This is a genomic window from Nocardia gamkensis NBRC 108242 (genome assembly GCF_001612985.1).
Lineage (GTDB): Bacteria > Actinomycetota > Actinomycetes > Mycobacteriales > Mycobacteriaceae > Nocardia > Nocardia gamkensis.
In genome coordinates this window covers 17023-43505 of record NZ_BDBM01000054.1, presented here as the reverse complement: position 1 = coordinate 43505, position 26483 = coordinate 17023, and the positions used below count along the sequence as shown (strand labels likewise).

At 69.2% G+C, this 26483-nt stretch carries 29 protein-coding genes and 1 tRNA gene; 18 read left to right on the top strand and 12 right to left on the bottom strand.

Annotated features, from left to right (window positions below; all coding sequences use genetic code 11):
• Positions 1–5: 5 nt before the first annotated feature.
• A complete protein-coding gene (locus NG1_RS29680; protein WP_084499292.1) occupies positions 6–1406 on the top strand; it encodes an amidase in 1401 nt (466 codons plus the stop codon).
• Positions 1407–1469: 63 nt separating this feature from the next.
• Here the strand turns inward: NG1_RS29680 and NG1_RS29675 are convergent, their stop codons facing one another.
• From NG1_RS29675 to NG1_RS37595, 4 genes are all read right to left on the bottom strand, one after another.
• Positions 1470–2138 carry a metal-dependent transcriptional regulator gene (locus NG1_RS29675; protein WP_174315409.1) on the bottom strand — a complete coding sequence of 223 codons (669 nt, stop codon included), beginning with the start codon at positions 2136–2138 and terminating at the stop codon, positions 1470–1472.
• A 211-nt stretch (positions 2139–2349) separates the two neighbouring features.
• A complete protein-coding gene (locus tag NG1_RS29670) occupies positions 2350–2769 on the bottom strand; it encodes a hypothetical protein (RefSeq protein WP_062976311.1) in 420 nt (139 codons plus the stop codon).
• The gene (locus tag NG1_RS29665) at positions 2766–3953 is read right to left on the bottom strand and encodes an aminotransferase-like domain-containing protein (protein WP_062976309.1); all 1188 of its coding nucleotides are present in this window, start codon (positions 3951–3953) and stop codon (positions 2766–2768) included. Before NG1_RS29665 ends, NG1_RS29670 begins: the two co-directional genes overlap by 4 nt.
• Position 3954: 1 nt before the next feature.
• Positions 3955–4407 carry a cupin domain-containing protein gene (locus NG1_RS37595; protein ID WP_063910474.1) on the bottom strand — a complete coding sequence of 151 codons (453 nt, stop codon included), beginning with the start codon at positions 4405–4407 and terminating at the stop codon, positions 3955–3957.
• 433 nt (positions 4408–4840) lie between these two features.
• Here NG1_RS37595 and NG1_RS29655 point away from each other — a divergent pair, with 433 nt between their 5' ends.
• Positions 4841–5812: a bifunctional riboflavin kinase/FAD synthetase gene (locus tag NG1_RS29655; RefSeq protein WP_084499290.1), complete on the top strand. Its 972-nt coding sequence runs from the start codon at positions 4841–4843 to the stop codon at positions 5810–5812.
• A gap of 3 nt (positions 5813–5815) precedes the next feature.
• Here NG1_RS29655 and NG1_RS29650 read toward each other — a convergent pair whose 3' ends face one another.
• A complete protein-coding gene (locus NG1_RS29650; RefSeq protein ID WP_062976339.1) occupies positions 5816–6634 on the bottom strand; it encodes an alpha/beta fold hydrolase in 819 nt (272 codons plus the stop codon).
• Positions 6635–6892: 258 nt separating this feature from the next.
• Here NG1_RS29650 and rpsO point away from each other — a divergent pair, with 258 nt between their 5' ends.
• The 4 genes from rpsO (at position 6893) to NG1_RS29630 (ending at position 12082) form a co-directional block, all read left to right on the top strand.
• On the top strand, positions 6893–7162 hold the full coding sequence (gene rpsO / locus NG1_RS29645) for a 30S ribosomal protein S15 (RefSeq protein ID WP_039799352.1): 270 nt from the start codon (positions 6893–6895) through the stop codon (positions 7160–7162).
• A gap of 686 nt (positions 7163–7848) precedes the next feature.
• Complete coding sequence (locus tag NG1_RS29640; protein ID WP_062976303.1) at positions 7849–10137, top strand: polyribonucleotide nucleotidyltransferase; 2289 nt, start codon at positions 7849–7851, stop codon at positions 10135–10137.
• A 38-nt stretch (positions 10138–10175) separates the two neighbouring features.
• The gene (locus NG1_RS29635; protein WP_062976337.1) at positions 10176–11516 is read left to right on the top strand and encodes a M16 family metallopeptidase; all 1341 of its coding nucleotides are present in this window, start codon (positions 10176–10178) and stop codon (positions 11514–11516) included.
• A 143-nt stretch (positions 11517–11659) separates the two neighbouring features.
• Positions 11660–12082 (top strand): hypothetical protein, encoded by a 423-nt coding sequence (locus tag NG1_RS29630; RefSeq protein WP_062976301.1) that lies wholly within the window; start codon positions 11660–11662, stop codon positions 12080–12082.
• A gap of 21 nt (positions 12083–12103) precedes the next feature.
• On the opposite strand, the gene NG1_RS29625 is transcribed toward NG1_RS29630, so the two are convergent.
• Positions 12104–12433, bottom strand: a complete 330-nt coding sequence (locus NG1_RS29625) for an ArsR/SmtB family transcription factor (RefSeq protein WP_062976335.1) — start codon at positions 12431–12433, stop codon at positions 12104–12106.
• A gap of 93 nt (positions 12434–12526) precedes the next feature.
• Here NG1_RS29625 and NG1_RS29620 point away from each other — a divergent pair, with 93 nt between their 5' ends.
• From NG1_RS29620 to NG1_RS29585, 8 genes are all read left to right on the top strand, one after another.
• Positions 12527–13741 (top strand): MFS transporter, encoded by a 1215-nt coding sequence (locus NG1_RS29620; RefSeq protein WP_062976299.1) that lies wholly within the window; start codon positions 12527–12529, stop codon positions 13739–13741.
• Positions 13742–13812: 71 nt separating this feature from the next.
• Positions 13813–13888 (top strand) — tRNA-Gly (locus NG1_RS29615).
• Between the two features lie 400 nt (positions 13889–14288).
• On the top strand, positions 14289–14708 hold the full coding sequence (locus NG1_RS29610; RefSeq protein WP_062976333.1) for an Hsp20/alpha crystallin family protein: 420 nt from the start codon (positions 14289–14291) through the stop codon (positions 14706–14708).
• Positions 14709–15159: 451 nt separating this feature from the next.
• On the top strand, positions 15160–15471 hold the full coding sequence (locus NG1_RS29605) for a cold shock domain-containing protein (protein ID WP_084499289.1): 312 nt from the start codon (positions 15160–15162) through the stop codon (positions 15469–15471).
• A gap of 383 nt (positions 15472–15854) precedes the next feature.
• Entirely contained in the window at positions 15855–16856 is a 1002-nt protein-coding gene (locus NG1_RS29600) for a PfkB family carbohydrate kinase (RefSeq protein ID WP_062976297.1), read from the top strand.
• A 415-nt stretch (positions 16857–17271) separates the two neighbouring features.
• Positions 17272–17937 carry a PAS and ANTAR domain-containing protein gene (locus NG1_RS29595; RefSeq protein WP_062976295.1) on the top strand — a complete coding sequence of 222 codons (666 nt, stop codon included), beginning with the start codon at positions 17272–17274 and terminating at the stop codon, positions 17935–17937.
• A gap of 154 nt (positions 17938–18091) precedes the next feature.
• Positions 18092–18616, top strand: coding sequence for an STAS domain-containing protein (locus NG1_RS29590; protein ID WP_157114304.1), 525 nt, complete (start codon positions 18092–18094; stop codon positions 18614–18616).
• 79 nt (positions 18617–18695) lie between these two features.
• Positions 18696–19517, top strand: coding sequence for an RNA polymerase sigma factor SigF (locus NG1_RS29585; RefSeq protein WP_062976291.1), 822 nt, complete (start codon positions 18696–18698; stop codon positions 19515–19517).
• Between the two features lie 60 nt (positions 19518–19577).
• On the opposite strand, the gene NG1_RS29580 is transcribed toward NG1_RS29585, so the two are convergent.
• The gene (locus NG1_RS29580) at positions 19578–20531 is read right to left on the bottom strand and encodes a helix-turn-helix transcriptional regulator (protein ID WP_062976289.1); all 954 of its coding nucleotides are present in this window, start codon (positions 20529–20531) and stop codon (positions 19578–19580) included.
• A 382-nt stretch (positions 20532–20913) separates the two neighbouring features.
• Between NG1_RS29580 and NG1_RS37150 the strand changes: the two genes are divergently transcribed.
• Entirely contained in the window at positions 20914–21063 is a 150-nt protein-coding gene (locus tag NG1_RS37150; protein WP_157106969.1) for a hypothetical protein, read from the top strand.
• A gap of 55 nt (positions 21064–21118) precedes the next feature.
• On the opposite strand, the gene NG1_RS29575 is transcribed toward NG1_RS37150, so the two are convergent.
• Both NG1_RS29575 and NG1_RS29570 read right to left on the bottom strand, forming a co-directional pair.
• Positions 21119–21283 (bottom strand): hypothetical protein, encoded by a 165-nt coding sequence (locus NG1_RS29575; protein ID WP_157114303.1) that lies wholly within the window; start codon positions 21281–21283, stop codon positions 21119–21121.
• A 28-nt stretch (positions 21284–21311) separates the two neighbouring features.
• Positions 21312–22265, bottom strand: coding sequence for a YihY/virulence factor BrkB family protein (locus NG1_RS29570; RefSeq protein ID WP_245660120.1), 954 nt, complete (start codon positions 22263–22265; stop codon positions 21312–21314).
• 220 nt (positions 22266–22485) lie between these two features.
• Here NG1_RS29570 and NG1_RS29565 point away from each other — a divergent pair, with 220 nt between their 5' ends.
• On the top strand, positions 22486–22974 hold the full coding sequence (locus NG1_RS29565) for an FBP domain-containing protein (RefSeq protein ID WP_062976331.1): 489 nt from the start codon (positions 22486–22488) through the stop codon (positions 22972–22974).
• 224 nt (positions 22975–23198) lie between these two features.
• Here the strand turns inward: NG1_RS29565 and NG1_RS29560 are convergent, their stop codons facing one another.
• Positions 23199–23630 carry a YbaB/EbfC family nucleoid-associated protein gene (locus NG1_RS29560; RefSeq protein WP_168434097.1) on the bottom strand — a complete coding sequence of 144 codons (432 nt, stop codon included), beginning with the start codon at positions 23628–23630 and terminating at the stop codon, positions 23199–23201.
• Positions 23631–23775: 145 nt separating this feature from the next.
• Complete coding sequence (locus NG1_RS29555) at positions 23776–24168, bottom strand: DUF4440 domain-containing protein (protein WP_062976283.1); 393 nt, start codon at positions 24166–24168, stop codon at positions 23776–23778.
• A gap of 147 nt (positions 24169–24315) precedes the next feature.
• Here NG1_RS29555 and NG1_RS29550 point away from each other — a divergent pair, with 147 nt between their 5' ends.
• Entirely contained in the window at positions 24316–25428 is a 1113-nt protein-coding gene (locus NG1_RS29550; protein ID WP_062976281.1) for an alcohol dehydrogenase catalytic domain-containing protein, read from the top strand.
• 27 nt (positions 25429–25455) lie between these two features.
• On the opposite strand, the gene NG1_RS29545 is transcribed toward NG1_RS29550, so the two are convergent.
• Positions 25456–25890: a MarR family winged helix-turn-helix transcriptional regulator gene (locus NG1_RS29545; RefSeq protein ID WP_062976279.1), complete on the bottom strand. Its 435-nt coding sequence runs from the start codon at positions 25888–25890 to the stop codon at positions 25456–25458.
• A gap of 75 nt (positions 25891–25965) precedes the next feature.
• On the opposite strand from NG1_RS29545, the gene NG1_RS29540 reads away from it, so the two are divergent.
• The gene (locus tag NG1_RS29540) at positions 25966–26412 is read left to right on the top strand and encodes a MarR family winged helix-turn-helix transcriptional regulator (RefSeq protein ID WP_157114302.1); all 447 of its coding nucleotides are present in this window, start codon (positions 25966–25968) and stop codon (positions 26410–26412) included.
• Positions 26413–26483: the final 71 nt, after the last annotated feature.

Sequence of the window (26483 nt, the reverse complement as noted above, 5' to 3'; positions counted from 1 at the left end):
CATCCATGAGCTACCCCGACAAGAACCAACCCACCGACCCGACCGCCATGACCGCGGTCGAGCTGGTCTCCGCCTACGCGGCGGGCGCGTTGTCGCCCGTGGAGGCGACCGAGGCGATCCTGCGCGCGATCGCCGACCGCGACGGCGCGCTCAACGCCTTCTGTCTCGTCGACCCCGATCGCGCCCTGGTGCAGGCGAAGGATTCCGAGGCCCGCTGGCAGTCCGGTCACGCCCGCGGTCTGCTCGACGGTGTGCCGATCTCGATCAAAGACGTGTTCCTGACCGAGGGCTGGCCCACCCGGCGCGGGTCGACGTCGATCGATCCGGCCGGACCGTGGCCGGTGGACAGCCCGGTGGCCGCGCGGCTGCGCGAAGACGGCATGGTCTTCCTCGGCAAGACCACCACCCCGGAGATCGCCTGGAAGGCGGTCACCGACAGCCCGCTGGCAGGTGTCACCCGCAATCCGGCCGATCCGTCCACCACGGCGGGCGGCTCCTCCGGCGGCAGCGCCGCGGCCGTCGCCGCGGGCATGGGCCCGGTCTCGGTGGGCACGGACGGCGGTGGCAGCGTGCGCATCCCGGCCGCCTTCTGCGGCATCGTCGGGTTCAAGCCCACCTACGGCCGGATTCCGCTGTTCCCGGCCAGCCCGTTCGGTCCGCTGGCGCACGCGGGCCCGATGACGCGCACCGTCGAGGACGCGGCGCTGCTGATGGACATCCTGTCGCTGCCGGATCCGCGCGACCCCACCGCACTGGCTCCCACGCTCACCGCGTTTCGGGCGGAGATGCAGCGCGACGTGCGGGGATTGCGCGTGGCGTACTCGCCGACGCTCGGCTACGCCGAGGTGGACGCCGAGGTCGTCGCGATCGTCGACGCGGCGGTGGCTCGCCTGGCCGAGGCCGAGCTCACGGTCGGCGCCGCCGATCCGGGCTTCGAGGATCCGCGCGAGGCGTTCGAACTGCTGTGGGCGGCCGGCGCGGCCACCATGCTGTCCGGCTTCCCGGAAGGCACGCGCGACCGGGTGGACCCCGGGTTGCGTGCGGTCTGGGAGCGCGGTGAGACCGTCACCGCCGTCGACTATCTCGCCGCGCGCAACGTGGCGGCCGGAATCGGCATCACGATGGGCACTTTCCACACCGACTACGACGTCCTGATCACCCCGACGGTGCCGATTCCCGCGTTCGAAGCCGGACACGACGTGCCGCCCGGCAGCGGCCTGCGCAGCTGGCCGGAGTGGACGCCGTTCACCTACCCGTTCAATCTCACCCAGCAGCCCGCGATCAGCATCCCGGCGGGCGCAACGCGCGCGGGCCTGCCGGTCGGGCTACAGATCGTCGGTCCGCGTCACTCGGACGACCTGGTGCTGGCGGTGGCCCGCTACGCCGAATTCGTGCTGGCTTCCTGAACGCGAGTGGCCACGCGGCATGCCGCGTGGCCACTACTGGATGTGCCGACAGAGCGGACCGGCTCAGGCGGTGAGCCAGATGGCCTCGGCGGCGGGGCGCCCCAGGTCCGTCTGCGAGTCGGTGGCGCCGATGCGGATGGCGATGGTGCCCGCGAAGTCGCGGCGTTCGACGACCGTGATCGCGGTGTCCAGCGCGATGCCGACGGAGTCGAAGTAGCGCAGCATGTCGGGGTCGGCGTCGGAGATGCGCGCGACCCGGCCGGTCTCGCCCGCGTGGAAGTCGCTGAGCTGGCGCGCGGGCGGGGTCGGCACCGCGCCGTCCACGGAGGGGATCGGATCGCCGTGCGGGTCGCGATCGGGGTATCCGAGCTTGGCGTCGATCCGCGCCATCAGCAGTTCGGAGACCGCGTGCTCGAGCACCTCGGCCTCGTCGTGCACTTCGTCCCAGCCGTAACCGAGCTCGTTGACCAGGAACGTCTCGATGAGCCGGTGCCTGCGCACCATCGCGACGGCGGCGCGGCGGCCCTCGGGGGTGAGGGCGATCGCCCCGTAGCGGGCATGCTCGACCAACCCTTGGTCGGCGAGTTTGCGGACGGCTTCGGACACCGTGGAGGCCGACACGCCGATCCGCTCGGCGAGTAATTTGGTGGTCACCTTCTCCTGCGACCACTCCTGCGCGGTCCAGATGACCTTCAGGTAGTCCTGGGCGACCGACGAGAGCACAGGCGCGATCGTCGCGGTGCCGCCGTGCGTATCGCCCGGCGCCGGGGCGTCGGCCAACTCGCGTCGAGTGGCGATATCTCGTTTACCGGGCACACCCCCGAGCTTAGGCACTGGCGTGCCGATACACACATCCTCGACCCGCGGCCTGCGCAGCGACAACGAAGCGCTGTTCGCCGTTCACCCGTCGCGAGGGGCGGATCGGTGTCCGCGTGTGCGTGGGTCAGACCGTTGTCGACAGATCCACCGCGTCGCGTTGCGCGGCCACGCCGTCGAATCGGCGACCGGTCAACCGGGCGGTGGCCGGTGCGCCCACCGGCTCGCCGGACAACTCGTAGAACGTCGCCGTGGCGAACCCGGTGAATTCGTCGCCGGTCACGTCGAGCTCGAAGGCGACGATTCCTTTGCGCACCACGGCGGGGTCGGTGCGATCGACGGTGAACTCCAGGAAGGCGCCGGTGACCCGCTCGCCCGCGCTCCGCCAGGTGCCCATGCCGTTGCTGTCGCTCGTGGCGCGATTGCCGTGGTCGGGATTCGATTGCAGCATCGTGCCGCCGGGATGGAACTGCATCACGTGGTAGCCGAACGGAGCGCCGTCGGCGCGAACTTCCCAGGTGCCGTGCACCGGATGCCGATCGCTCATGCCGTCTCCCCGCAGACGATCGCGAGCGCGGCGATGCCCCGATCGATATCGTCGCGCGGCACGTTCGCGAAACTCAGCCGCATGGTGTTGCGGTGCTCCGCGACGTCGTCAGCGTAGAAGGCGCTGCCGGGCAGGAACGCCACCCCCTGCCGCAGTGCCCGCGCCAGCAGCCCATCGGCATCGAAATCGGGCGGCCCCTCGATCCACATGAACATCCCGCCCTCCGGCTCGACCCAGCGGAACCCCGGCGGGAAATGCCGCTCGAGCGCGACCGACAACGCGTCCAACTTGGCCGCATAGGCGTCGACGAGCTGGGCGAGGTGTGCGATCCCGGCCGAACTGCCGAGGAATTCGGCGGCAATCGCCTGGCAGTACGTCGAAGTCTGCATATCAATGCCCTGCTTCAACGCCAGCACGGTCCGCAGGAGATCCGGGGGCATCACGGTGATTCCGACGCGGATCGCGGGAGCGAGCGTTTTCGACAGCGAGGTGATGTAGACCGAGTTGTCCGGCGCGAACGACGACAGCGCGGGCTGTGCCACGCCGCGATAGCGCAGGTCGGTGTAGACGTCGTCTTCGACCACCAGCGTGCCGTGGCGGACGACGATCTCGGCGATTTCCGCACGCCGATCGGCGGGCATCGTCCGCCCGGTTGGATTCTGGAAAGTGGGCAGTAGATAGACGAATGCCGCGTCGTGTCGGGACAGGGCTTCCGCGAGCGCTTCCGGAACGAGGCCGAATTCGTCGGAGGGCACCGGCACGACGGCGGCTCCGTGGCTGCGGAATTCCTTCACCGCCGGGCCGTAAGTGGGAGTCTCGACCAGCACCACGTCCCGCGGGTCGAGCAGCGCCAAACACACATTGTGCAATGCGCCGGAGCCGCCGGTCGAGATATGCAGGCGATCGAGCGTGCACCGAATATCGCGATTGCGCAAAAGGTTTCGGGCTTCCTCCAACAGCGGGGCGAATCCCTGGGTCATCCCGTACTGGAGGACGGCGCTGCCGTATCTGTCCACGACCGTCTGCGCCAGCGTGGCGACGAGTTCGCTCGGCAGCAGAGCGGGGTCGGGCGATCCGACGGCGAAGGACACCACGTCGGGGCGGCTCGCCAGCGCCGCGAAGATGTCGTCGATGGGCCCGCTGGTCACCTCGGCCGCGCCGCGGCTGCGTTTGCGGACGGCCACGTCAGCCGACCGGATCGAGGCGCCGCAGGCGGGCAACCACTTCGGGTACGTCGGCGTCGTATTCCGGCGTCAGCACCACGTCGTCGTTGAACAGCGGATCGGTCCGCATTTCCACCGCTACCAGATCCTCGGCCTCGTCGAGATTCACCGCCACGTGCACGACGCCTTCGGGGATGTAGATGAACTCGCCCGGACCGTGGAAATGTGGCGTCAGCTCCGGGCCGATCAGGGTGACCGCTCGTCCGCGCAGGCAGACGACGACGATCTCGCTGTGCGCGTGATAATGCGCCTTCGACATCGCGCCCGGGGCCATATTGACCATGCCCGCCGAGATTCCTGTGGCGCCACAGGTTTCGGTGGTGACGCAAGGAATGAGACGTTGTCGTTGCCGGCCGATTGTTTCGGCTGAATCGGACGGTTTGATCACACGCACGTGCTTGACTGCACTTTTCATGGCTACTCCGGGGCACTCCGTCACCGACGGAGTGGACGCTAGACCATTCCCGCTGCTGGCGAGACGAACTCGTCGGCCCATGGGAAACCGGCGTGTATCGGCGCTTTCGCGATGCCGTACGGTTCCTTTCCGGTGACCTGATATTTCCGGGCTGATGTCGTCGACACCGACGGCGCGGCACCGCGATGCGCCGTCGTGCAGCGGCCACGGCCACCCCCCGGTTATCCCTCGGGCGGCTGCCGCGCGTCTCCTGCCGCGGCGGGGGGTGGCCCGACCGATCGGCGCCGTTCCCGCCGGGTGGCGTCCGACCTGTCCGCGCCCGCGGCGCCAGGCACGGCTCGCGCCTCCGCGTCGGCTCACCGCAGTGGAACCGTTGTGTGAGATCAGCACGCCCGAATACTGTTCGCTACCTGATTTGCGTAGGCTGCGCACTGTGCAGAGATGGCGAAGTCTCGACGAGGTGCCCGCGGACTGGGGGCGCTGTGTCCTTACGATCGGTGTGTTCGACGGTGTGCACCGCGGCCACGCGCAGCTGATCAGCCGGGCCGTGAAGTCCGCCGCCGCGCGCGGCGTGCCCGCCGTGCTGATGACGTTCGATCCGCACCCGATGGAAGTGGTCCGCCCCGGCTCGCACCCCGCGCAGCTGACCACCCTCACCCGCCGCGCCGAACTGGCCGAGGAACTGGGCGTGGACGTGTTCTGCGTCATGCCCTTCACCCATGAGTTCATGAAGCTGACTCCCGCGCGTTATGTGCACGACCTGCTGGTGGAGCGGTTGCACGTGGTCGAGGTGGTGGTCGGTGACAACTTCACCTTCGGCAAGAAGGCCACGGGCACCGTCGATACCATGCGCGAGCTCGGACAGCGCTTCGGTTTCGAGGTCGACGGCGTGACGCTGCTCGCCGAACACGCCGTGACCTTCTCCTCGACCTACATCCGCGCGTGCGTCGACGCCGGGGACATGGCAGCCGCGGCCGAGGCGCTGGGACGTCCCCATCGGGTGGAGGGCGTCGTCGTGCACGGGGACGGCCGGGGCAAGCAACTCGGTTTCCCCACCGCGAACGTCGCGCCGCCGATGCACGCCGCGATTCCGGCCGACGGCGTGTACGCCGGATGGTTCACCGTGCTCGGCCCCGGCCCCACCATCGGGACCGTCACCCCGGGCGAGCGGGCCATGGCCGCCATCTCGGTGGGCACCAACCCGACCTTCTCCGGCCGCGCCCGCACCGTCGAGGCGTACGTGCTCGACGGGGAGGCCGATCTCTACGGTCAGCACGTCGCGGTGGACTTCGTCGAGCACATCCGCGGCCAGCGCAAGTTCGAGTCGGTGGAGGAGCTCGTCGAGTGCATGGGCCGCGACGTGGAGACCGCGCGCAAGATCCTCATCGCCGTCGCCGCCGGGTGAGCGTCAGGACTTCATGAAGTCGAGCAGGTCGTCATTGAGCTGCGCGGCATGCGTGATGTACAGGCCGTGCCCGGCGGTCGGGTACTCCTTGTAGACGCAGTCCGGAACGAGTTCCGCGGTGCGCCTGCTGCTGGCGTCGATCGGGATGGACTGATCCGGCACCCCGTGCACGACCAGAGCGGGTATCGGCAGTGTCCGCAGGGTCTCGCGGTGGTCGGACGGGAAGGTCGACTCCCAGACCGCGATGGTGGCCCACGGCGCGGCGGACAGGCAGCGGCGCGTCTCGTGCTCGATCAGCGCGGGGGAGACGTCGTTGCCGAGATGGGTGGCGAAGTATCCTTGCGCGCGGTCGGCGAACCATTTGGGCCGGTCGGTGCGCCACTGCGCGACGGAGGCCAGGGCCGCCTCGTCCGGCAGGCCAAAGGGGTTGTCCTCGGTCTGCCGCAGGAACGGCAGCGTGGTGGCGAACAGCGCGATGCGCGCGACCCGCGCGGTGCCGTGCCTGGCCAGGTAGCGCGCGACTTCCGCGCCGCCCGCGGAGTGGGCGACCAGGGTGAGTTCGCGCAGGTCCAGGTGTTCGATCAGCTCGGCCACGTCGTCGGCGCGGGTGTCCAGGTCGTATCCGGTCGACGGCCGGTCGGAGCGGCCGTGCCCGCGCCGGTCGAGCAGCACGCAGCGGTAACCCCGCTCGACGAAGAACGGGACCTGGTACTCCCACATCTCCGTGTTCAGCGCCCACCCGGCGATGAACACGATCGGTGCTCCGGTTCCGTAGTCCTCGTAGGCCAGGCGGGTGCCGTCGGTCGTCTCCAGGTAGGGCATCGTCTTCTCCTCGTATTCGGCGGTACGACAAGAAGATTCGCAGCCGGACCGCGCCTGGTCGATTACCCGGAAGGTAATGCCGGTGCTTCCCTGCGGCGCGCGGCCGGAACCGGGGGCGAGATCCGCGGGCGGCGATTTCGGCGCGCGGCGTCCGGTCCGGTAGGGTGGTCCCTCGGGTTTGCTGCGGTCCGCGGTGGCGCCCATACCCGGGTAACCGGACCTTCGAGCGCGGAACTGAGAAACAGGAGTGGATGCCCCATGGCGCTGACCACCGAGCAGAAGTCGGCGATTCTCGCCGAGTACGGCCTGCACGAGAAGGACACCGGTTCGCCGGAGGCGCAGATCGCGCTGCTGTCCAAGCGGATCGCCGACATCACCGAGCACCTGAAGAAGCACAAGCACGACCACCACACCCGGCACGGTCTGATGGCGCTGATCGGTCGTCGCAAGCGGCTGTCGAAGTACCTGCAGGACAACGACATCAACCGCTACCGTTCGCTGATCGAGCGCCTCGGGCTGCGTCGATAGTTCTTTTCGGCGCGTTCGGTGCCGAGGTTCGCGGCCGCTCATGGCTCGCGTCCGAGTAACCGCTGCCGGCGACTTCGTCGCGGACGCAGCGATCCCTCGACGCGAGCCGGGCCGCGAACGGCGCGCGACCCTGCGGCGGTATGGCCGCCGTGGTCGACTTGCGCGCTTCGATGTGTGGGGGTGAGCTCGGACCGCCTGCCGGGCCAGGGCGTGCCCGGCCCGGTGTGCCGATGACAGAAGTCGTTCGGCGACCGCGAGGACCGATGGGTTCGGTCGACTTCGAGGAGTCGGGTCCGGGCGCTCGTGAACCGCGGTGGCGGTAACAGGCGGTCCGACATGGAGTGCCCGAGGCGGTCGCTGGTTCAGCCGACGGGGAGACGTACAATCGCTCCGTTGGCTATTTGTGTATAGGGGTGGATCGCCCCCCTGCGCACGACAACATTGCACAGCCGTATGCACCCGCCCGCGTGGCGTCGGTCTTCGGTAGTGGCCTATCGGCAGTGAGTTGACGCCGTCGGGCTTCGATCGATGACCGCCTCCGCGTCGCCGTCTCCAAGGGGATTCGGCCGGGTGCGCGCGTCGCAGCCAGGAGGGTTGCCGCGCGTCCGTACCCGGTACGGCTGACGACAGCCGGATCGCGCCACCGTGCGCTCGAGCCGGCGAAGACGAGAGGTTGAGAGAGAAGAATGACCGAAACAACTGAACGCAAGAGCACCGCCGTCGAGGTCGAACCGGGCGTGTACGAATCCGTCGCGCTGATCGACAACGGCAGCTACGGCACCCGCACCATCCGGTTCGAGACCGGACGCCTCGCCCGGCAGGCCGCCGGCTCGGTAGCCGCCTACCTGGACGACGAGACCATGCTGCTGTCGGCCACCACCGCGGGCAAGCAGCCCAAGGACCAGTTCGACTTCTTCCCGCTGACGGTCGACGTCGAGGAGCGGATGTACGCCGCGGGTCGCATCCCGGGATCGTTCTTCCGCCGTGAGGGCCGTCCCTCCACCGACGCGATCCTGACCTGCCGCCTGATCGACCGGCCGCTGCGCCCGTCGTTCGTCGACGGCCTGCGTAACGAGATCCAGGTTGTGGTCACGGTGCTGAGCCTGGACCCGAAGGACCTCTACGACGTGGTGGCGATCAACGCCGCGTCCGCGTCCACCCAGATCTCGGGCCTGCCCTTCTCCGGCCCGGTCGGCGGCGTGCGCGTCGCGCTGATCCACGACGGGGCCGGGTCCCAATGGGTGGCCTTCCCGACCACCGAGCAGCTCGAGGGCGCCGTGTTCGACATGGTCGTCGCGGGCCGCGTGGTCGACTCCGGTGACGTGGCCATCATGATGGTCGAGGCCGAGGCAACCCCGAACGTCATCGCGCTGGTGGAAGGCGGTGCGCAGGCGCCGACCGAGGCCGTTGTCGCCGAAGGGCTCGAGGCCGCCAAGCCGTTCATCGCCCGCCTCTGCCGCGCCCAGCAGGACCTGGCCGAGCTGGCCGCCAAGCCCACCGAGGAGTTCCCGCTCTTCCCGCCGTACGGGCAGGACGTGTACGAGGCCGTCGAGGGCACCGCCAAGCGTGAGCTGAGCGAGGCGCTGAGCATCTCCGGCAAGCAGGAGCGCGAGGAGAAGATCGACCAGATCAAGCTCGCCGTGCTCGAGCGCCTCGTCGACGACTTCGCCGGACGCGAGAAGGAATTGGGCGCGGCGTTCCGCTCGGTCACCAAGAAGCTGGTGCGTCAGCGGATCCTGTCCGACGGCTTCCGCATCGACGGCCGCGGCCTGGCCGACATCCGCGCGCTGTCCGCCGAGGTCGCGGTGGTGCCCCGGGCGCACGGCTCGGCCCTGTTCGAGCGTGGCGAGACCCAGATCCTGGGCGTCACCACCCTGGACATGGTGAAGATGGCCCAGCAGGTCGACTCGCTCGGCCCGGAGACCAGCAAGCGCTACATGCACCACTACAACTTCCCGCCGTTCTCCACCGGTGAGACCGGCCGCGTCGGTTCGCCCAAGCGCCGCGAGATCGGCCACGGCGCGCTGGCCGAGCGGGCGCTGATCCCGGTGCTGCCCAGCCAGGAGGAGTTCCCCTACGCCATCCGCCAGGTCTCGGAGGCGCTGAGTTCCAACGGCTCCACCTCGATGGGTTCGGTGTGCGCGTCCACCCTGTCGCTGCTGAACGCGGGCGTGCCGCTGAAGGCGCCGGTCGCCGGTATCGCGATGGGCCTGGTCTCGGACACCATCACCAACGATCAGGGTGAGGAAGAGGTCCGCTACGTCGCGCTGACCGACATCCTCGGCGCCGAGGACGCCTTCGGCGACATGGACTTCAAGGTCGCGGGCACCCCCCAGTTCGTCACCGCGCTGCAGCTGGACACCAAGCTGGACGGCATCCCCTCGCAGGTGCTGGCCGGCGCGCTGAGCCAGGCCCACGACGCGCGCGCCACGATCCTGGACGTGATGGCCGAGGCCATCGCCACCCCGGACGAGATGAGCCCGTACGCGCCGCGCGTCACCGCGATCAAGATCCCGGTCGACAAGATCGGCGAGGTGATCGGCCCCAAGGGCAAGGTGATCAACCAGATCACCGAGGAGACCGGCGCCAACATCTCCATCGAGGACGACGGCACCGTGTTCGTCGGCGCGACCGACGGCCCGTCGGCGCAGGCCGCGATCGACGCGATCAACGCCATCGCCAACCCGCAGCTGCCGAAGGTCGGCGAGCGCTTCCTCGGCACGGTCGTCAAGACCACCGCCTTCGGCGCGTTCGTCTCGCTGCTGCCGGGCCGCGACGGTCTGGTGCACATCTCCAAGCTGGGCAACGGCAAGCGGGTGGCCAAGGTCGAGGACGTGGTGAACGTCGGCGACAAGCTGCGGGTGGAGATCGCCGACATCGACAACCGCGGCAAGATCTCGCTCGTGCCGGTCGAGGAGAACACCGAGGAGCCCGGCGACGACGCGGCCGATGCGGGTTCGGCCGGGACCGAGTAGTACTTGTCCCTGTGACGAAGAAGAAGACGACAACCCCTCTGCTCAGCACCGGGCAGGGGGGTTCGTCACTCGAGCTGCGGGCGGACTCGGACAGCGGAGTACGGCGCACCGTGCTGCCCGGCGGATTGCGCGTGGTCACCGAGCATCTGCCCGGGGTCCGCTCGGCGTCCGTCGGCGTCTGGGTCGGCGTCGGTTCGCGCGACGAAGGCCCCACCGTCGCGGGCGCCGCGCACTTCCTGGAGCACCTGCTGTTCAAGGCGACGCCGACGCGCTCGGCCCTGGACATCGCCGAGGCGATGGACGCGGTCGGCGGCGAACTCAACGCGTTCACCGCGAAGGAGCAGACCTGCTACTACGCCCACGTCCTGGACGAGGACCTGCCCCTGGCCGTCGATCTGGTCTCGGACGTGGTGCTCAACGGTCTGTGCCGGGCGTCGGATGTGGACGTGGAGCGCCAGGTGGTACTCGAGGAGATCGCCATGCGCGACGACGATCCCGAGGACCTGGTCGGCGATTCCTTCCTGGCCGCGCTGTTCGGTGACCATCCGATCGGGCGCCCGGTGATCGGTTCCGTCGAATCCATCGAGGGGATGCGGGCCGCGCAACTGCGGTCGTTCCACCTGCGGCGTTACCGGCCGGACCGGATGGTGATCGCGGTCGCGGGCAACGTGGAGCACGACCACACCGTGGAATTGGTGCACCGTGCTTTCGAGAACCGGCTCGAGCCCGCGGCGACGCCCGCACCGCGGCGCGAGGGCAGGTTCCGGCCGCACGGCGCTCCGCAGCTGCACTGGAGTCATCGCGACAGCGAGCAGGCGCATCTGGCGTTCGGCGTGCGCGCCTTCGGGCGGCACGAAGGGGAGCGGCGCTGGCCGCTGTCGGTGCTGAACACCGTTGTCGGTGGTGGGCTGAGTTCACGTTTGTTCCAACGTATCCGGGAAGAACGCGGGCTGGCCTACTCGGTGTATTCCAGCGTCGACACCTTCGCCGACACCGGCGCGTTCTCGGTCTACATCGGCTGCCAGCCGGAGAACCTGGGCGAGGTGGCGGCATTGGCCCGAGGCGTCCTCGAGGAAGTCGCCGCCGACGGCATCAGCGACGCCGAATGCGCACGCGCCAAGGGCTCGCTGCGCGGTGGGCTGGTGCTCGGCCTGGAGGACTCCGCCTCGCGCATGAATCGTCTGGGGCGCAGCGAACTCAGCTACGGCAACCACCGCAGCGTGTCGGAGACCCTGGCCCGTATCGACGCCGTCACCACCGAGGAGGTGTCCGCCGTCGCGCGCACGCTGCTGGCGCGGCCCTTCGCCGCGTCGGTCGCCGGGCCGTACAAGCGCACCCGTGAGCTACCTGCCGCCGTCCGGCGGTTGGTGCCGAGCTGATCGTCGCGAGCGAGGGGACCGCGGCTTGGCGGGGAATCCGTTACCGCGATACTGTTTCCGCCGCCCGGCCCTCGGTCCCCGCTGGAGGGCGCTGAACTCGATTGTCCGGGTATGGGATCCGGCGATCTCTGCAAGGAGTCGAGATGAACCGAACGAATCGTGCCCTTCACGCGCTGGTAACGGTATCGCTGCCCGTCCTCGTGCTGTCCGGGTGCGGCGGAACGGACGCGGAGGCGGGCAAGGCGGGCGAGCCGACCGAGTCCGCACTGCGCGCGGAAGCCACGAAGATGACCGACGCGCTGGCCGATCACGACTACGCCGCCGCGTACCGGTTCCGTTCCGCGCGGTGCAAGCTCACGCTCAACGAGGACGACTACGTTGCGTCCATGGCGCAGCTCTACGACGGCCGGGACCTGAAGTCCAAGCCCGCGCGGATCACCGTCACCACCTCCGGCTCGACCGGCACGGTCACGGTCGAGCACTCCGACGCGCGCGCGGGGCAGGACGACACGAAGCCGAAGACTTGGACATTCATCGACGGGCAGTGGCGCTTCGACAACTGCTGAGCGCGTACTGCCTCGGCAGGGTCAGTCTCCGCGAGCACGATTGGCGGCCGCGACGATCGTCGGCACCAGCCCCGGCAGGGCGGACTCGAGGTCGTCGATGCGCAGGCGCTGGCAGGTGTGGCCGTCGATGATCAGGCGCTCGATCACGCCCGCTTCCCGCAGGATCTTGAAATGGTGGGTGGCGGTCGATTTGTTGATCACCTCGTAGAGCGCGCCGCAGCGGACCGCCGTTCCCGCGTTGCCGAGCCGGCGCACCATCTCCAGGCGCACCGGATCCTGTAGCGCGCTGAGCACCGCGGGCAACGCGGCCACCGGGGGCGCCTGCTGGTCCGCGTCTCGCGCATCGGGCATGATCCGGCTCACTCTCAGGTTTGATGATCGTCGTACTGGATGTATCGTCGACTGCGGTTCGATCATCATCAAACTTACCTGATCGGAGTTCCGATGGCAGCGACAGTGGCGGTGGCCGTCGATGAGCAGACCGCACAGCCCTGGGCCTATGCTCTGATCCTGGCGGCCAGTGGCGTAGCGCTGGGGGTTTCGGGCGTTCCGGCGCCGCTCTACGGCATCTATCAGAAGCAGTGGCATCTCTCCCCGCTCACCACGACCATCGTGTTCGCGGTGTACGCGGTGGCCGCCCTGGGCGCGGTGCTGGTGTCCGGGCGGATTTCCGACGTGGTCGGCCGGAAACCGGTGCTGCTCGGCGCTTTCGCCACGATGGTCGCCGGGCTGCTGGTGTTCGTGCTCGCCGACAGCGTGCCGATGCTGCTGCTGGCGCGTGCGCTGCACGGCATCGCGGTCGGCTCGACCGTGGTCGCGGGTGCCGCCGCGCTGCTGGATCTACGTCCGCACCGCGGCGCGCGGTCCGGGCAACTCAGCGGTGTCGCCTTCAACGTGGGGATGGCGGTGGCGATCCTGGGCTCGGCGCTGCTGGCGCAGTACGCACCGCATCCGCTGCGCACGCCTTACGTCGTGATCACCGTCGTCTGCTTGGCGATCGGCGGCGGAGTGCTCGCGCTGCGCGAACCGCACTCGGCCCGGGTGGCCGGACGTATCCGGATCGCGAAACCCGCCGTACCGCAGGAGATTCGCGGCGACTTCTGGTTCTCCGCCATCGGCGTGATGGCGGCCTGGTCGGTGCTGGGCGTGCTGCTTTCGCTGTACCCCTCGCTGGCCACGCAGCAGACCGGCATCCACAACCTGGTCTTCGGCGGCGCCGTCGTCGCATCGACCGCGCTCTCCGGCGCCACAGTGCAACTGTTCGCGACCGGCGTGCCCGCCCGGTGGGCCGCGATCCTCGGCGACGCCGGCATGGCGCTGGCGCTCGTGCTGACGGTGCCCGCGCTGGCCACGCACAACTGGGTCGTCGTGCTCGCCGCCGGCGTGGCGCTGGGTGCGACCTTCGGCCTCGGCTTCGGCGGATCGCTGCGTCACCTGTCGGAGGTCGTGCCGCACCACAAGCGGGGCGAGACGATGTCGGCGTACTACTTGCTCGCCTACTCGGCGATGGCCCTGCCCACCATCCTGGCCGGTTGGGCGGCCACCACCTGGGGTCTGAGCACGGTGTTCCCCTGGTTCGTCGGAGTGGTCGCCCTCGCCTGCCTGCTCGCGGCCGGTCTCGGCCTGCGCCGCGACCGGGCGGAGGTCCAGCGGGCATGAGCGGCGATTGGCTTTTCGCCATGAGTGTCCGCTAATGTTCTGTGTCGCATCACGGGCACCGCGATGCGAATGCGGATGTAGCGCAGCTGGTAGCGCATCACCTTGCCAAGGTGAGGGTCGCGGGTTCGAATCCCGTCATCCGCTCCACGAAGTCTCCCGGCCCGCTTCCGGAGTCACCCGGAACGAGCAGGTCATTCCAGGTTCCGGTGTCGTTCGAGCGCATCCGGCGCACTTGTCATTCGGTATCCCGCCCAGAGCCGACCCGCGCTAGTGCGGGTGAGCAACGAGCCCGGTCCGGTATCGCGCCCCGGAAGGGGGTGCGCCCATGGCTTGCTCCGGAACCGCGTCATGCCGAAGCCGAGAAGTACCGGCATCGTCGGCGGCGGGTGAAATGGCGCCGCTTCTTCACGGTTGTACCGCGAAGTCCGAAGTTGCCTACCGCGACCTCTTGCATCCATTTCTGGATAGTGCTATAAGAAATCTATCTGATTCAACACAGGTTATCTCGGTACTACGAGGTAGATGGAGTGAGTTGTAGGTGACGACCATGTTGATGCGTACCGACCCGTTCCGCGATCTGGAGCGGTTCACGCAACAGGTGCTCGGCACGGCAGCACACCCGGCCGTCATGCCGATCGACGCTTGGCGCGAGGGCGAGGAATTCGTGGTCGAGCTCGATCTACCCGGTATCGATCCCGGCTCCCTGGACCTGGACATGGAACGCAATGTCCTCACCGTGCGCGCACAGCGCCCCGAATTGGACTCCGGCCGGGAGATGATCGCCGCGGAGCGCACTCGCGGAGTGTTCAGCCGTCAGATTTTCCTCGGAGAGGGACTCGACACCGAGCGCATCGGCGCCGACTACACCGATGGCGTACTCCGGCTGCGAATCCCGGTCGCCGAACGGGCCAAACCCCGCAAGATCGAGGTCGCCCGCGGTAACGACCACCAGGTGATCGACGCCTGATCCCGCGGGGCCCAGCACGTTCCGGTAGGAGGTGAAGGGTCGTGACCATGCTCGACACGTGGGATGACGTCTGCGAGTCACCGCTGCTGGATGCCGAACTCGAGGTGTTGTTCGCCGAGGTGGACGAGATCCTTTGTGAAGCTCTGGCTCCCGCGCGATGTCCGTCGGCGCCGCCGCGCCTGGCTTCTGCCCACGAGGGTGCCACGGGGCTGCGGCGCTCCCCGGAGGTGGCCGCCCTGCGTGGCCGAATCCCCGCGCACCGTCCGCACCCGCGCGAGCGCGGACCTCCGCGGGGGAAGAGGCATCCAGCCGGTGCCAACGGAAAGACGAACACAGCGAAAGGCAGGTGATGCTCCGGACCGATCGAACCGTCACGTCACTCTCTTCCGACGCGGGCCCGGCACCCGGTGTCCCGGGCCCGCAGCTCCCTATCCCTGCGACACGCTTTCCCATGACAATCACCACGCATGCCCCTGTTCGATCCCGGCCGCCACGCGGGCATCGCGAGACCGTCGTTCCCGCCACGGCCACCGAATGGCGCCACGGCACCGTCGCCTGGTTCAACACCGAGAAGGGCTTCGGCCACCTCGAGCCCGATGACCGCACGAGCCCGGTGTTCGTCGACTTCCGCGCCATCGACACCCGCGGATACAAAACCCCCGGCCCGGGGCAAACCGTCGTCTTCACCACCACGATCACCGACCGCGGACCCGAAGCGGCGACGGTGCGTCCCTACCCACGCCCCGGTACGTCCGGGCGGTAGTCCCGCCGCGCCGGGACCTCGCGTCCGTCGTCCCCGGATTCGTTCGAGCACAGCCGATCGCAATACCGGAATCTGTGCGCTGATCAGCGCAGTTCAGGGTGCGATTCGGGCGGTATTTCGGCTTCGCATGTTTCGTCCCGATCGGTCCGGGCATGTCAGCACCTGCGGGCTTCGCCGTGAGGCCCCGATCGGTTACTGCTATTCGACCCCAGTCGTCCGCGGCGAACGGAGCCGGCAGTGAAGATCGCCATGGTGTCCGAGCACGCAGGCCCGCTGAGGGGGGCCGGAGCGACAGGGGCGGATACCGGGCCGCCGCAGCCCGCTACGGCCGGAACAGGCGCCGGACGGTGCACGGCGTCGGAAGACGCGTTGGAGCGGGATTGATGGCGGCGGCCGATCCGCTCGTCGTGATCGGCGACGCGCTGCTCGACATCGACGTCGACGGCCGCGCCGACCGGTGCAGCCCGAATTCCGCGGCTCCTGTCGTCGACGTCGCACACCGGACGTTCCGTCCCGGTGGGGCGGGACTGGCAGCCCGGCTCGCCGCGACGGGAGAGCGGGAAGTCGTTCTCATCGCGGGCTTCGCCTCCGACGAGGCGGCTGCCCGGCTGCGCGGACTGCTGGACGGCCACGTCCGGGTCATCGCGCTGCCCTTGCGCGGTTCGACGGTCTGCAAGCAGCGGGTGCGAGCGATCGGTCCGTGGGCCGCCCCGAACGGGCACGCCAGGACCAAGGAGCCCCGGCGGCCGGTCCTGATCACCAGGATCGATTCCGGTACGGGACGACTCGGCACCGACCTGCTGCCCGAGGCGGCGCACGCCGCGCTCGCGGCGGCGCATGCCGTCGTGGTCTCGGACTACGGTCGCGGCACCGCGACCCACCCGCAGATCCGCGCGCTGCTGCGCGCCCACGCCGCTCACGTCCCGGTCGTCTGGGATCCCCATCCGCGCGGATCCGTGCCGATCCCGGGTGCGGCGCTGGTCACCCCGAGTCGCGCCGAAGCGCTCGCCCTGCTGTCCGGTCGGCTCGACGACGGACCGGACCTGTGGAAACTCACCAAAGGGTGGGCGGTGCAGGCGATCGCGGTGACCCTCGGATCGGAGGGCGCCCTGATGTGCCTGCGCGCGTCGGGCAAACGCCTGCGCATCCCGCTTCCGGTCGCGGCCAAGGCGCCCGACGGCAGCGATGCCTGCGGTGCGGGCGACAGTTTCGCCATCGCCGCGGCAGCCCACTTGGGCGAGGGCAGCGGACCCGAAAGCGCGGTGCGCCGTGCGGTACTCGCGGCGGCCGAGTTCGTCGGCTCCGGTGCCGCCGCCGCATTCTCGGAATCGGAGCCGGCCACGGTTTCCGAAGTGCCTGCCCCCTGGAGCGATCCGGGGACGTGACACTCGCCCCGGCTACTCGGGTTCGGGACCTGCTGGACACCGCGCATCCGGCGCGACGGCTCGGATCGCGCACACGGTGATCGGGCGGCACGCCGTGCGTCGGCGCTGTCTTCCGGGCTCGAAAGCTCTGGATGCCATGCGGTTACCGCGGATCGAGAATTCCTGGGTGGGCTCGTTTGCCGGGCGTTGTTCCGGGCTTATCGCACCCGGGCGGGACATGGATGACATACTGGCTCGTGGGTCCCCGGTTGCCGCCACGATGTGCGCGTGCGCCGGCCGTTGAGTCAACAGCGGATTCTCGGCCCGACGCGTCCGCGTCCGCGTGATCCCGTCGAGGGATGGCAGCGGCCCGCGGGCCCGTTGCGGCCGCAAGCCCCTTGTACCTCGGAGAGGCACTGCATCCATGACTCGGCATATGGAGCCCCGCACGTCCGTCTTACCCCCCACCGGTTCGGCACCGTCCGAGCCCCCTGCGGTCGGAAGCTTCCGGTTCTGGTTCGCCACCCGCCGGTGGGAATGGTCCGCTGAGGTCTATCGCATGCACGGCTACCGGCCCGGCGAGATCGAGCCCACCACAGAGCTGTTGCTCGCGCACAAACACCCCGACGACCGCACACACGTGGCCGAGACCATCACCCGCGCCATCGATCACGGCGAACCCTTCTCGAGCAGGCATCGGTTCATCGACCTGTCCGGCCAGGAACACACCGTGCTCGTCGTCGCCGACCGGATCCTGGACGACACGGGCACCGCGGTCGGTACCTCCGGCTTCTACGTCGACCTCTCCGACACCCTCGCCGAGGCGCACGAAGCCATGCTGGCCGCGACGCTGCCCGGACTCTACGAGAACCGCGCCGTGATCGAGCAGGCCAAAGGCGTGCTCATGCGCATCTATCAGATCAGCGCCGACCAAGCGTTCCAGGTCCTGCGCTGGCGTTCGCAGGAAACCAACACCAAGCTGCGGGCGCTCGCCCAGCAGTTGATCACGGAGCTGCTCCTCGTGCCGCCGCCACCGCCGGACCTGGTCGCCGCCTTCGACCACATCCTGCTCACCGTCCACCACCGCATACCCCGCGACTGATGATCGAGCGACCGGCGGCCGGAACGCCGCGGGGCATTTCGTTTTTCGGACCGATGCCCCGGCAGACTTCGTCTATCGCACTGACACCACCGGCGCTCACTGCCAGGCTCGAAGTCGCGGTCTTGTGCCGATACCGGCCGCCGGGGAGGTGCGCATGACCTGTCAGAACGGCGTGGAAGGCGTCCGAACCGCCGACGGCCTGATCCTCGTCACACACGGTGAACTCGATGCGGCGACGGCCGAGGGATGCTTCACGTCGATGACCGAGATCGTCGAAAAATACTGCGACACAACGCCGAACCCTCCTCCGGTGCTCATCGACCTGTGCGAGGTGCGTTTCCTGTCCTGTGCGGGCGTGCGCGTGCTGTTGGGGCTGGCGGAATGGGGTGCGCGAGCGGGCGTGCCGGTCGGCATGACCGTGCCGGACGAGGTGCCGGTGCGGCGCATCCTGGACCTGCCGGCGGTGCGGCAGAGCGTGCCGGTCATGGCGTGCCCGGCGCCTGCGATGCACGGCAGCGACCGGCCGCGCGTGTGCCGGTCATCCTCGTCCGCCCGGGCGGACGAGGCGGTGGGGCGGGCGGACGAGGAGCAGCGGCCGCATCCCGCAAGCGCACATGCACACCGCTCGGCCGTCCGAAATACGAACAAGACCGCCCACGAGCGCTTGACGCAACGATAGGGCGGTACTCGGCGACCGTCGCCTCGTCGGCCATCGCACGAGCGCGTCGACCGCTGGAAAAGGGGAATCGAGGAAGCTCATGTCACTGGCGACCGCGAACCACAGGACCGCCACGCCCCGCCGGGCCCGGCGAGGAACCGACAGCTACGACGGAATCGAACCGTGGCTCGAGAAATTGCACGCGATGGCCGAGAACGACCCCGGACGTCCGCGGCTGCGGGAAGAGATCATGCGCCGGTGCCTGCCGCTGGCCGAGCATATCGCCCGTCGCTTCGTCGGTCGCGGAGAGAATTACGACGATCTGTATCAGATCGCCGCCGTGGGATTGGTGCTCGCGGTCGACCGCTTCGACCCGGGAAGGGGATCGTCGTTCCTGTCGTTCGCGGTCCCCACGATCATGGGGGAGGTGCGCCGCCACTTCCGGGACCACAGCTGGGCGGTGCGGGTCCCGCGCCGGATCAAGGAGATCCAGCTGACCATCGGCCCGGCTGTGGAGCGGCTGTCCCAACGTCTGGGACGAATGCCCACCGCCCTCGAGATCGCCGTGGAGCTGAACATCGACCTGACCGAGGTCACGCAAGCGCTGCTGGCGGGTAACGCCTACTCCACGAACTCCATCGATGCCGTCATCGATGACGACGACACCGGCAGCGCCGCCGTTCGGGTCGCGGAGACGTTCGGCGAGGAGGACCCCTCCTACGACCTGACCGATGAAGCGCTCGCGGTCGCCCCGTTGCTGGCCGAACTGCCCGAACGCGAGCGGCGCGTACTGCGCATGCGTTTCTTCGAGGGATGTACGCAAGCCCAGATCGCCGCCGCGCTCGGCGTCTCGCAGATGCACATCTCGCGCGTCTTGTCGCGGACGCTCGCCGAACTCCGTGAGCGCGCTCTGCGCGACTGATCGCGTCTACCCTCGCGCCGCGCTCGGCCGGGATCGCCGCAGGCCAGGGCGCGCGCGGGATCACGCTTGAAGCGTCGTATGGGGGAATCGGCCGTACGCGTCGCGGTAGGCGGTCGCGAATCGTCCCGGATGGGCGAAGCCCCACTCCGCGGCGATCGATGTCACGGTGTGGCCGTCCTCGGGTGAGCAGTCGCGCAGTTGTTCGTGCGCCCCGCGCAGCCGAAGGTGCCGCAGGTACGCCATGGGCGTGCTGTCGAGATGGCGACGGAACGCCAGTTGCAGCGCGCGCACGGTGACGTAGGCGGCCGCGGCGATGTCGGCGACGGTGATGTCGTCGCGGACGTGCGATTCGAGGTATGCCAGAGCGCGCCGCACCGTCTCGGGATGGGCGTCGTTGCGGTCGTGCGCGGTCGGATCGGTGTGGGCCGTGCTGGGAAGGGCGTGCAGCAGGCTGGCGGCGAGGTACTGCGCGGCAGTGGAGGCGACCAGCGGTTGTTCACTCACCGTGCGGTCGACGGCGAGACCGCGCATGTGCTCGAGCACATGCGACAGGTGCCGCGCGGCGGCGGGGGAGACCGGCCGATGACCTATCAGCCGGATCGGTTCCAGGTCGCGGTCCGGGGCCGAGGCCGCGACCCGGGTCAGCAGAGCGGGATCGAACATCGTGATGCTGTACCGGGCGTGGTGGACCACCCCGGAATACGGCAGGTCCGGTGGCGTGAGCAGCCCGATATCGCCCGCCTGGAAGAAGTCGGTGGTGCCGTCGAGGTAGTTCTCTTCGATCATCCCCGTGGACACCTGGCACAGGCATATCTTGCCCAGCGGCTGGGCGTCGTACTTCATGTCGAAGCTCAACTCGAGTTCGTCCAGGCTGACCGGACCGAGCAGTTTCCGGGTGATGTTCGTGCGGACCGGTACCCCCGTGCTGTTGCCTATCCGCATCTTGGTGTAGTTCAGATTGAGGAAGTCCTCGGTCGCACCCAGACTGTCGCTGTGGAAGGTGAGTGATTCCATCGATGCGACGCTCCTGCTCTCTCGAATACGGCATCCCGTCCGGCACGTCGTAAGGGTCTGTCGAGCCACTTCGCTCGACGTACGGACTGGTCACAACCGTTTCATTCGGTGGCAGGTCATCGGCTGCGGTCGGTACCACAGAGAAAGCCGATCCGGACATACCGCTACGGCGTGTACCCGCTTCGTCGAGGTCCAATCGTCGGAGCATCCTCCTCTCTACGGCGGCGTCGCGTCGAGCCGGGTCCAGCGACGCATCCGGACGTGAGCCCCCGGCCCGCACGAGTCTCGGAAGTGTTTCGTCCGTGTCCGAGCGGCCACCCTGAACACGAGGGGCGCGGTTCGCCCCTGCACTGGAAACCGTCCGAAGAGACGAGGAGGTCCTATGGTTTCGCGGGACACGATCGCGCAATTGCGTCAAGACATCACCACCGCCGAGGACACCGGAGACGAAGCCAACGCCGAGCGTCTGCGTGGCGAACTCGCCGAAGCGATCCGGGAAGCAGGCAAGGACACCGAGACCGATCAGCGGTGACGAATCCGCGCCCGCGCGGGCCGGTGGCGCACCGTGCCGCCGGCCCGCGCGCCGGTCACCCGGCGCTCTCCCGGTTCTCCAGCCCGACGGCCTCGGTGAGTTCCCTGCGGTGACGCAGCAGTTCGGGATGATCGGCGCTCAGCTCGCTCATCAGGTCGGCCGGTCCGTCGGCGATCGCGTTGAGTTTCTGCTGGATGGCGGCGTCGGACTTGGAGGCCACCGCGCCGGCCGTCGGTTGCCGCCGTTTGTCATTCGTCGGGATCATCGCGTGGCGGCAGATAGGGTTCGGCGTCTGCCGGATGGCCGTGGGCGATGTTGCGCGCCCGTGCCAGTTCGGCATCCAGCTCCGCGCCCAGCAGGACCGCGATATTCGAGATCCACAGCCACACGAGGAAGACCACGACGCCACCCAGGGAGCCGTAGACCCGGTTGTAGGAACCGAAGTGGCCGACGTAGAACGCGAATCCCCAGGACGCCCCGGCCCACAGCAGGACGGCCAGCGCGCTGCCGGGGGTCAGCCACCGGAATCCCGGCTGCCGCACATTCGGCGCCGCCCAGTACAGCAGGGCGAAGACCAGGCTGATCAGTGCCATCATCACCGGCCACTTGACGATGCCCCAGACGGCGATCGTGGCCCGCGCGAGTCCGAGCCACCCGCCGATCCGGTCGGCGAGCGAGCCGCTGACGACGACGCCCACCGTGCAGACGCCGAGCAGGATCACCACCGCGGCGGTCAGGGCCACCCGCACCGGCACCGTCTTCCAGATCGGGCGTCCTTCCTGGATGTCGTAGATGGCGTTGGTCGCGCGCATGAACGCGCCGATGTAGGCCGACGCGGTCCACAGCGCCGACGCCGACCCGAGCAACGCCAACGGGCCCGCCGGGGCTTGCGCCTCCTGGATCTCGTTCACCGCGTCGACGAGCAGATCCGTTCCACTACCCGGCCCGATCTCGCGGATGGTGTCGACCAGTGCCCGCGTGTCGTTGCGTCCGAGCATGCCGAGCCCGGCGGTCATGACGATCAGTCCCGGAAACAGCGACAGCACACTGTAATACGTCAGCGCCGCGGCCCAGTCGGTCAGATTGTCCCGCTGGAACTCGCCGACCGACCGCTTGATCACGCCCCACCACGACCGTCCCGGCAGATCCGCAGGCCCGCGCAGTCTGCGTCGCGCGGCGAACCCCTTCTTCGAGTCTTGCACCAGACCGGTCACCTCCCGACGCCAACCACCTCCCGCTGGCGCGCGGATACCCGCCGTACGGGCCGCGAAACCGCCTCCACGCCCGAGGTGTTCGCGGCGCCCGGCTCGCTCCCGGGGCGGCGCGCAGTGCCCGCGACGCCGGAAAATCCGTTGTTCCCGGCAGGGCGGGACCGTAATGTCGCTTCCGTTTGCCTACCGATCGATCGAAGGAGATCCCATCGTGGAACCCGTCACCGAACGCGACATCAGGTCGTCGTTCGTCAACTGTTCGAAAGGAGACGCCAAGCGGTTGCCCGTGCCCAGGGACCTGGACGTGCGGCCCTGGGCGGATCTGGACTTCCTGGGCTGGAGCGATCCGTCCTTTCCCGGGCGCGGCTACCTGGTCGTCCCGCAGGACGACCGCCTGGTCGGCGTCGCCCTGCGGTATGCCACCGGGGGCACCGGACGCGCGCAGATGTGCGCGATCTGCCTGACCACCCACACCGGTGGCGGGGTCTCGCTGATGACCGCGCACAAAGCAGGTGAGTCCGGGCGCAGGGGTAACTCGATCGGCACCTACATGTGCACCGATCTCGCCTGCTCGCTGTACGCGCGGAACAAGAAGCGCCCCGCGCTCGGAAGCAGGTATCGCGAGGATCTCACTCCCGAGGAAAAGGTCGAGCGAGTCCGCGACAACCTGAACACATTCCTCGCGAAGCTCTACGCCTGATCCCTCAGCCCATCCCGAGCCCATCCCGGCAGCCGACGCGCTGCCCGTCCGAACGGAGGTAGATGCCATGTGCCGACACTCGAGGACCGCACGCTCGAGCCACCCGAACCAGCCCACAGCGCAACGGATCTCGGGATGGCCGTGATTCCTCGCCGGTCGAGTCGGCCCGAATCGGCCGGACCGTCTCGTCCGGCGAGGAGTCGCGGCTTCGGGTACCGACCTCGCTAGCCGGTCGAATCGTGGTCCGTGGGTTCCCACACCGCACGCAGGCTGGGTGCGCCGGGGACCAGATCGGGCAGGTCGGGTACCGCTTCGGCTTCGGCGACGAGCGGGGCGATGATCGCCGCGTGACGGTCTCGGGCCAGCCGCGCCGCCTGCCTGCCCGCCTCGGTGACCGAACGGCCGAGCTGTTCCGGTGTGCTCCGCAGTGCCGCCGGGGCGAAGCGCACATCGACGAGGACGCCCGCCGCGTCCACGGTCACCTCCACCAGTTTGTCCGCCGACTCGGCCGTGCAGCGCACGGCGGCCAGCTTCTCGCGCACCTCCGACAGGTGGGTGCGCTGCTCGGCGAGCGCGTCCAGAATGTGGTCGACCTGGTTGCGGATTCCGCTGTTGGCGGAGCGCAGCCCGTCGCGTTCCCAGCGATCCACCGGCACCGACCTCCTCGGGTTCACCTTTCCCCCGAACCGCAGCTTTGCGATCCGAGCCGTCACCGGGACGACGCGCGGCCGGGAACGAGGCAAGGAATTGTCCGGCACTCCGGTCACCACCGCAGCGCGCACATCCCCGTGCTGGGAATGGTCAGGCGGGCGTGGACTCGGTTTCGTGCACCGTCAGCCAGCGAACGCCACCGGGATCCTCGGTGGTCAGCACCGCGGTCACCCGGCGATGCGTGGTGTCGCCGGCCGCCCGGTGCGTCTCCAGGAACCGCACGACCGCGATGCCGCCGGACCGTTGGAGTTCTTCGACCTCGGACACCTCGATGGTGAGGCCGGGCACGGCGTTGCGCGCGCCACGCAGACCCGCGAGCAACGCGTCGCGCCCCAGCACTTCACCCCCGGTGGTCACCATGCTGAACCGCTCGTGCTGCGCCGCCGCGAACCGCTCGAACACCTCCTCCGGCGCCGCCGAGCCGAGCCACGCCGCGAGGTCGGCATGCAAGCGTTCGACCACATCGGCCAGATCCACACCCATTCGTGCATAGTAGGCACCCCGCGATCGCCGCCTCTGCGAGCCGCATCGCGCTTCGCAGGTCGACCGGTGCACGGGGCCGTGGGCGAAGCCCGGTCTCGCGGCCGTCATCGGTGGGCTCGGACCGCCGCGAGCGGTAGCGTCGGCGGAATGAAGATTCGTGGAGCGGTCCTGGAGCGGATCGCGGCGCCCGCGCCGTTCGCCGAGTCGGCGCCGATCACGGTGTGTGATCTGGAGCTGCGCGAGCCGGGACCGGGAGAACTGCTGGTCCGGATCGAGGCGGCGGGGCTGTGTCATTCGGACCTGTCGGTGGTGGACGGCAACCGGGTCCGACCGGTGCCCATGCTGCTGGGCCACGAGGCCGCCGGGAAGGTGGAAGCGGTCGGTCCCGGCGACGGCGATATCACGGTCGGGCAGCGCGTGGTCATGACCTTCCTGCCGCGGTGTGGCGAATGCGCCGGGTGCGCGACCGACGGCCGCACGCCCTGTGTGCCCGGCAGCATCGCCAACAACGCGGGCGAGCTGCTCAACGGCGGGCGGCGATTGTCCCGCGACGGCGCCGAGGTGCACCACCACCTCGGGGTTTCCGCTTTCGCCACGCACGCGGTGGTGGATCGCAGGTCGGTGGTGCCGGTCGACGACGACGTGCCTGCCGAGGTCGCCGCCGTCCTCGGCTGCGCGGTACTGACCGGCGGTGGCGCCCTGCTGAATTCGGCGCGACCCGGTACCGGGGACCGGATCATGGTCGTCGGTCTGGGTGGCGTCGGTATGGCGGCGGTGCTGGTCGCGGTGTCGCTCGCCGCGGAAGGGCACGAGGTGATCGCGGTCGACACCGTAGCGGACAAGCTCGCTCTCGCCCGGGAGTTGGGTGCGCACGCGGCCTATACCCCGGCCGAGATCGCCGAACTCGGTGTGCAGGCCGAGGTGGTGGTGGAGGCGGCGGGCAACGTCCGCGCCTTCGAGACCGCCGTCGCCGCGACCGCGCCCGGCGGCACGACCGTCACCGTCGGGCTGCCCGCCCCGGACGCCCGTGCCGCCATCTCTCCGCTGGCCTTGGTCGCCCAGGGCCGTTCCATCGTCGGCAGCTACCTCGGCTCCGCGGTGCCGTCCCGGGACATTCCCGAGTATGTCCGCATGTGGCGGGCGGGACGCCTGCCGGTGGAGCGGCTCGTCTCCGCACACGTCGGGCTCGACGAAATCAACCGCGCCATGGACGAACTCGCGGCGGGGCACGCCTTGCGCCAGGTCATCGTCTTCGACTGACCGGGCCTGCCGCCGCACGGCGACCGTTCAGCCGACGGGCCGGTCCATCGCGTCGACGAATCGTTCGAGCAGACGGGCGAAGTCGGCGCGCTCCGCGGGCGTCCAGTCCGCCATGGCGGCGGCCATGGTCGTGCGCCTGCCCTTTCTGGCTTCGGCCACAGCCCGGTTACCGGCGGCGGTGAGGCGAAGGACCGAACGCCGTCCGTCGCGCTGATCGGCGCCGCGTTCCAGCAGGCCGGCGGAAACCGCCTGCGCCACCAGGCGACTCGCCCTGGGCTGATCGACGCCGAGCGCCGGAGCGAGCGCGCCCACCGTGTCGGCCGAGCCGTCGGCGACGGCGTCCAGCACACGGAACACGGCGACGGGAATCGCGCCGTCGCTCAGCGCACCGCGCGTCTGCCTGCGCCGGATCCGGACCATCGCCGCTTCCACGGCGACGGTGATCGCGTCGTGGTCGTCCATCACTCCACTCTGTCATGAGCGCGATTCATATGTACTATTACATCTAGTTGTTTTAATTCATACATAGGAGTGATGATGGCCATCCAGCGTGGTATCGGTTACTGGCTTGTGGAGCTCGATCGGTTGATAAACCAGCGCTTCGACGAAGATCTCGCATCGGGCGGGCTGAGTCGCAGACGCTGGCAGAGCCTGCATTCGCTGGCCGACGGACCGCAGCGCGCCGACGACGTCCGCGACGCGCTCGACACCTTCTGGACCGCCGATTCCGAATGGCCCACCGAGCTGGCACAACTCGTGGCCGCCGGACTGGTCTCCGACGACGCGGGTGTGCTGTCACTGACCGAGCGGGGCCGCGCCACGCACGAGGCGGCCTTCGTCCGGATCGGCCGGCGCAGGCGGCAGATGGCGGAGGGCATCACCGACGAGCAATTCGCCGAGGTGCTGCGGTTGCTGCAGAGGATGGCCGTGAATCTCGCTGGTCCGCCGAGCCGGGAGGCCGGTGAACCGCAGGCGGTGCGATGAACGCCGGGCGGCGGAGGGATCGCGCTCGACCGGGCCCATTAGGCTGATCCCGACCGGAAACGGAACGAGGA

What these genes read in the sequence shown, in the direction of transcription:
- NG1_RS29550 (WP_062976281.1), top strand. Translation starts at nt 24,316, where the DNA reads ATGAAGATTCGTGGAGCGGTCCTGGAGCGGATCGCGGCGCCCGCGCCG.
- NG1_RS37150 (WP_157106969.1), top strand. Translation starts at nt 20,914, where the DNA reads ATGGTTTCGCGGGACACGATCGCGCAATTGCGTCAAGACATCACCACC.
- NG1_RS29585 (WP_062976291.1), top strand. Translation starts at nt 18,696, where the DNA reads ATGTCACTGGCGACCGCGAACCACAGGACCGCCACGCCCCGCCGGGCC.
- NG1_RS29545 (WP_062976279.1), bottom strand. Translation starts at nt 25,890, where the DNA reads ATGGACGACCACGACGCGATCACCGTCGCCGTGGAAGCGGCGATGGTC.
- NG1_RS29595 (WP_062976295.1), top strand. Translation starts at nt 17,272, where the DNA reads ATGGAGCCCCGCACGTCCGTCTTACCCCCCACCGGTTCGGCACCGTCC.
- NG1_RS29625 (WP_062976335.1), bottom strand. Translation starts at nt 12,433, where the DNA reads ATGCCCGATGCGCGAGACGCGGACCAGCAGGCGCCCCCGGTGGCCGCG.
- NG1_RS29650 (WP_062976339.1), bottom strand. Translation starts at nt 6,634, where the DNA reads ATGCCCTACCTGGAGACGACCGACGGCACCCGCCTGGCCTACGAGGAC.
- NG1_RS29610 (WP_062976333.1), top strand. Translation starts at nt 14,289, where the DNA reads ATGTTGATGCGTACCGACCCGTTCCGCGATCTGGAGCGGTTCACGCAA.
- NG1_RS29600 (WP_062976297.1), top strand. Translation starts at nt 15,855, where the DNA reads ATGGCGGCGGCCGATCCGCTCGTCGTGATCGGCGACGCGCTGCTCGAC.
- rpsO (WP_039799352.1), top strand. Translation starts at nt 6,893, where the DNA reads ATGGCGCTGACCACCGAGCAGAAGTCGGCGATTCTCGCCGAGTACGGC.
- NG1_RS29630 (WP_062976301.1), top strand. Translation starts at nt 11,660, where the DNA reads ATGAACCGAACGAATCGTGCCCTTCACGCGCTGGTAACGGTATCGCTG.
- NG1_RS29640 (WP_062976303.1), top strand. Translation starts at nt 7,849, where the DNA reads ATGACCGAAACAACTGAACGCAAGAGCACCGCCGTCGAGGTCGAACCG.
- NG1_RS29555 (WP_062976283.1), bottom strand. Translation starts at nt 24,168, where the DNA reads ATGGGTGTGGATCTGGCCGATGTGGTCGAACGCTTGCATGCCGACCTC.
- NG1_RS29680 (WP_084499292.1), top strand. Translation starts at nt 6, where the DNA reads ATGAGCTACCCCGACAAGAACCAACCCACCGACCCGACCGCCATGACC.
- NG1_RS37595 (WP_063910474.1), bottom strand. Translation starts at nt 4,407, where the DNA reads ATGAAAAGTGCAGTCAAGCACGTGCGTGTGATCAAACCGTCCGATTCA.
- NG1_RS29605 (WP_084499289.1), top strand. Translation starts at nt 15,160, where the DNA reads ATGACAATCACCACGCATGCCCCTGTTCGATCCCGGCCGCCACGCGGG.
- NG1_RS29540 (WP_157114302.1), top strand. Translation starts at nt 25,966, where the DNA reads ATGGCCATCCAGCGTGGTATCGGTTACTGGCTTGTGGAGCTCGATCGG.
- NG1_RS29580 (WP_062976289.1), bottom strand. Translation starts at nt 20,531, where the DNA reads ATGGAATCACTCACCTTCCACAGCGACAGTCTGGGTGCGACCGAGGAC.
- NG1_RS29670 (WP_062976311.1), bottom strand. Translation starts at nt 2,769, where the DNA reads ATGAGCGATCGGCATCCGGTGCACGGCACCTGGGAAGTTCGCGCCGAC.
- NG1_RS29620 (WP_062976299.1), top strand. Translation starts at nt 12,527, where the DNA reads ATGGCAGCGACAGTGGCGGTGGCCGTCGATGAGCAGACCGCACAGCCC.
- NG1_RS29590 (WP_157114304.1), top strand. Translation starts at nt 18,092, where the DNA reads ATGACCTGTCAGAACGGCGTGGAAGGCGTCCGAACCGCCGACGGCCTG.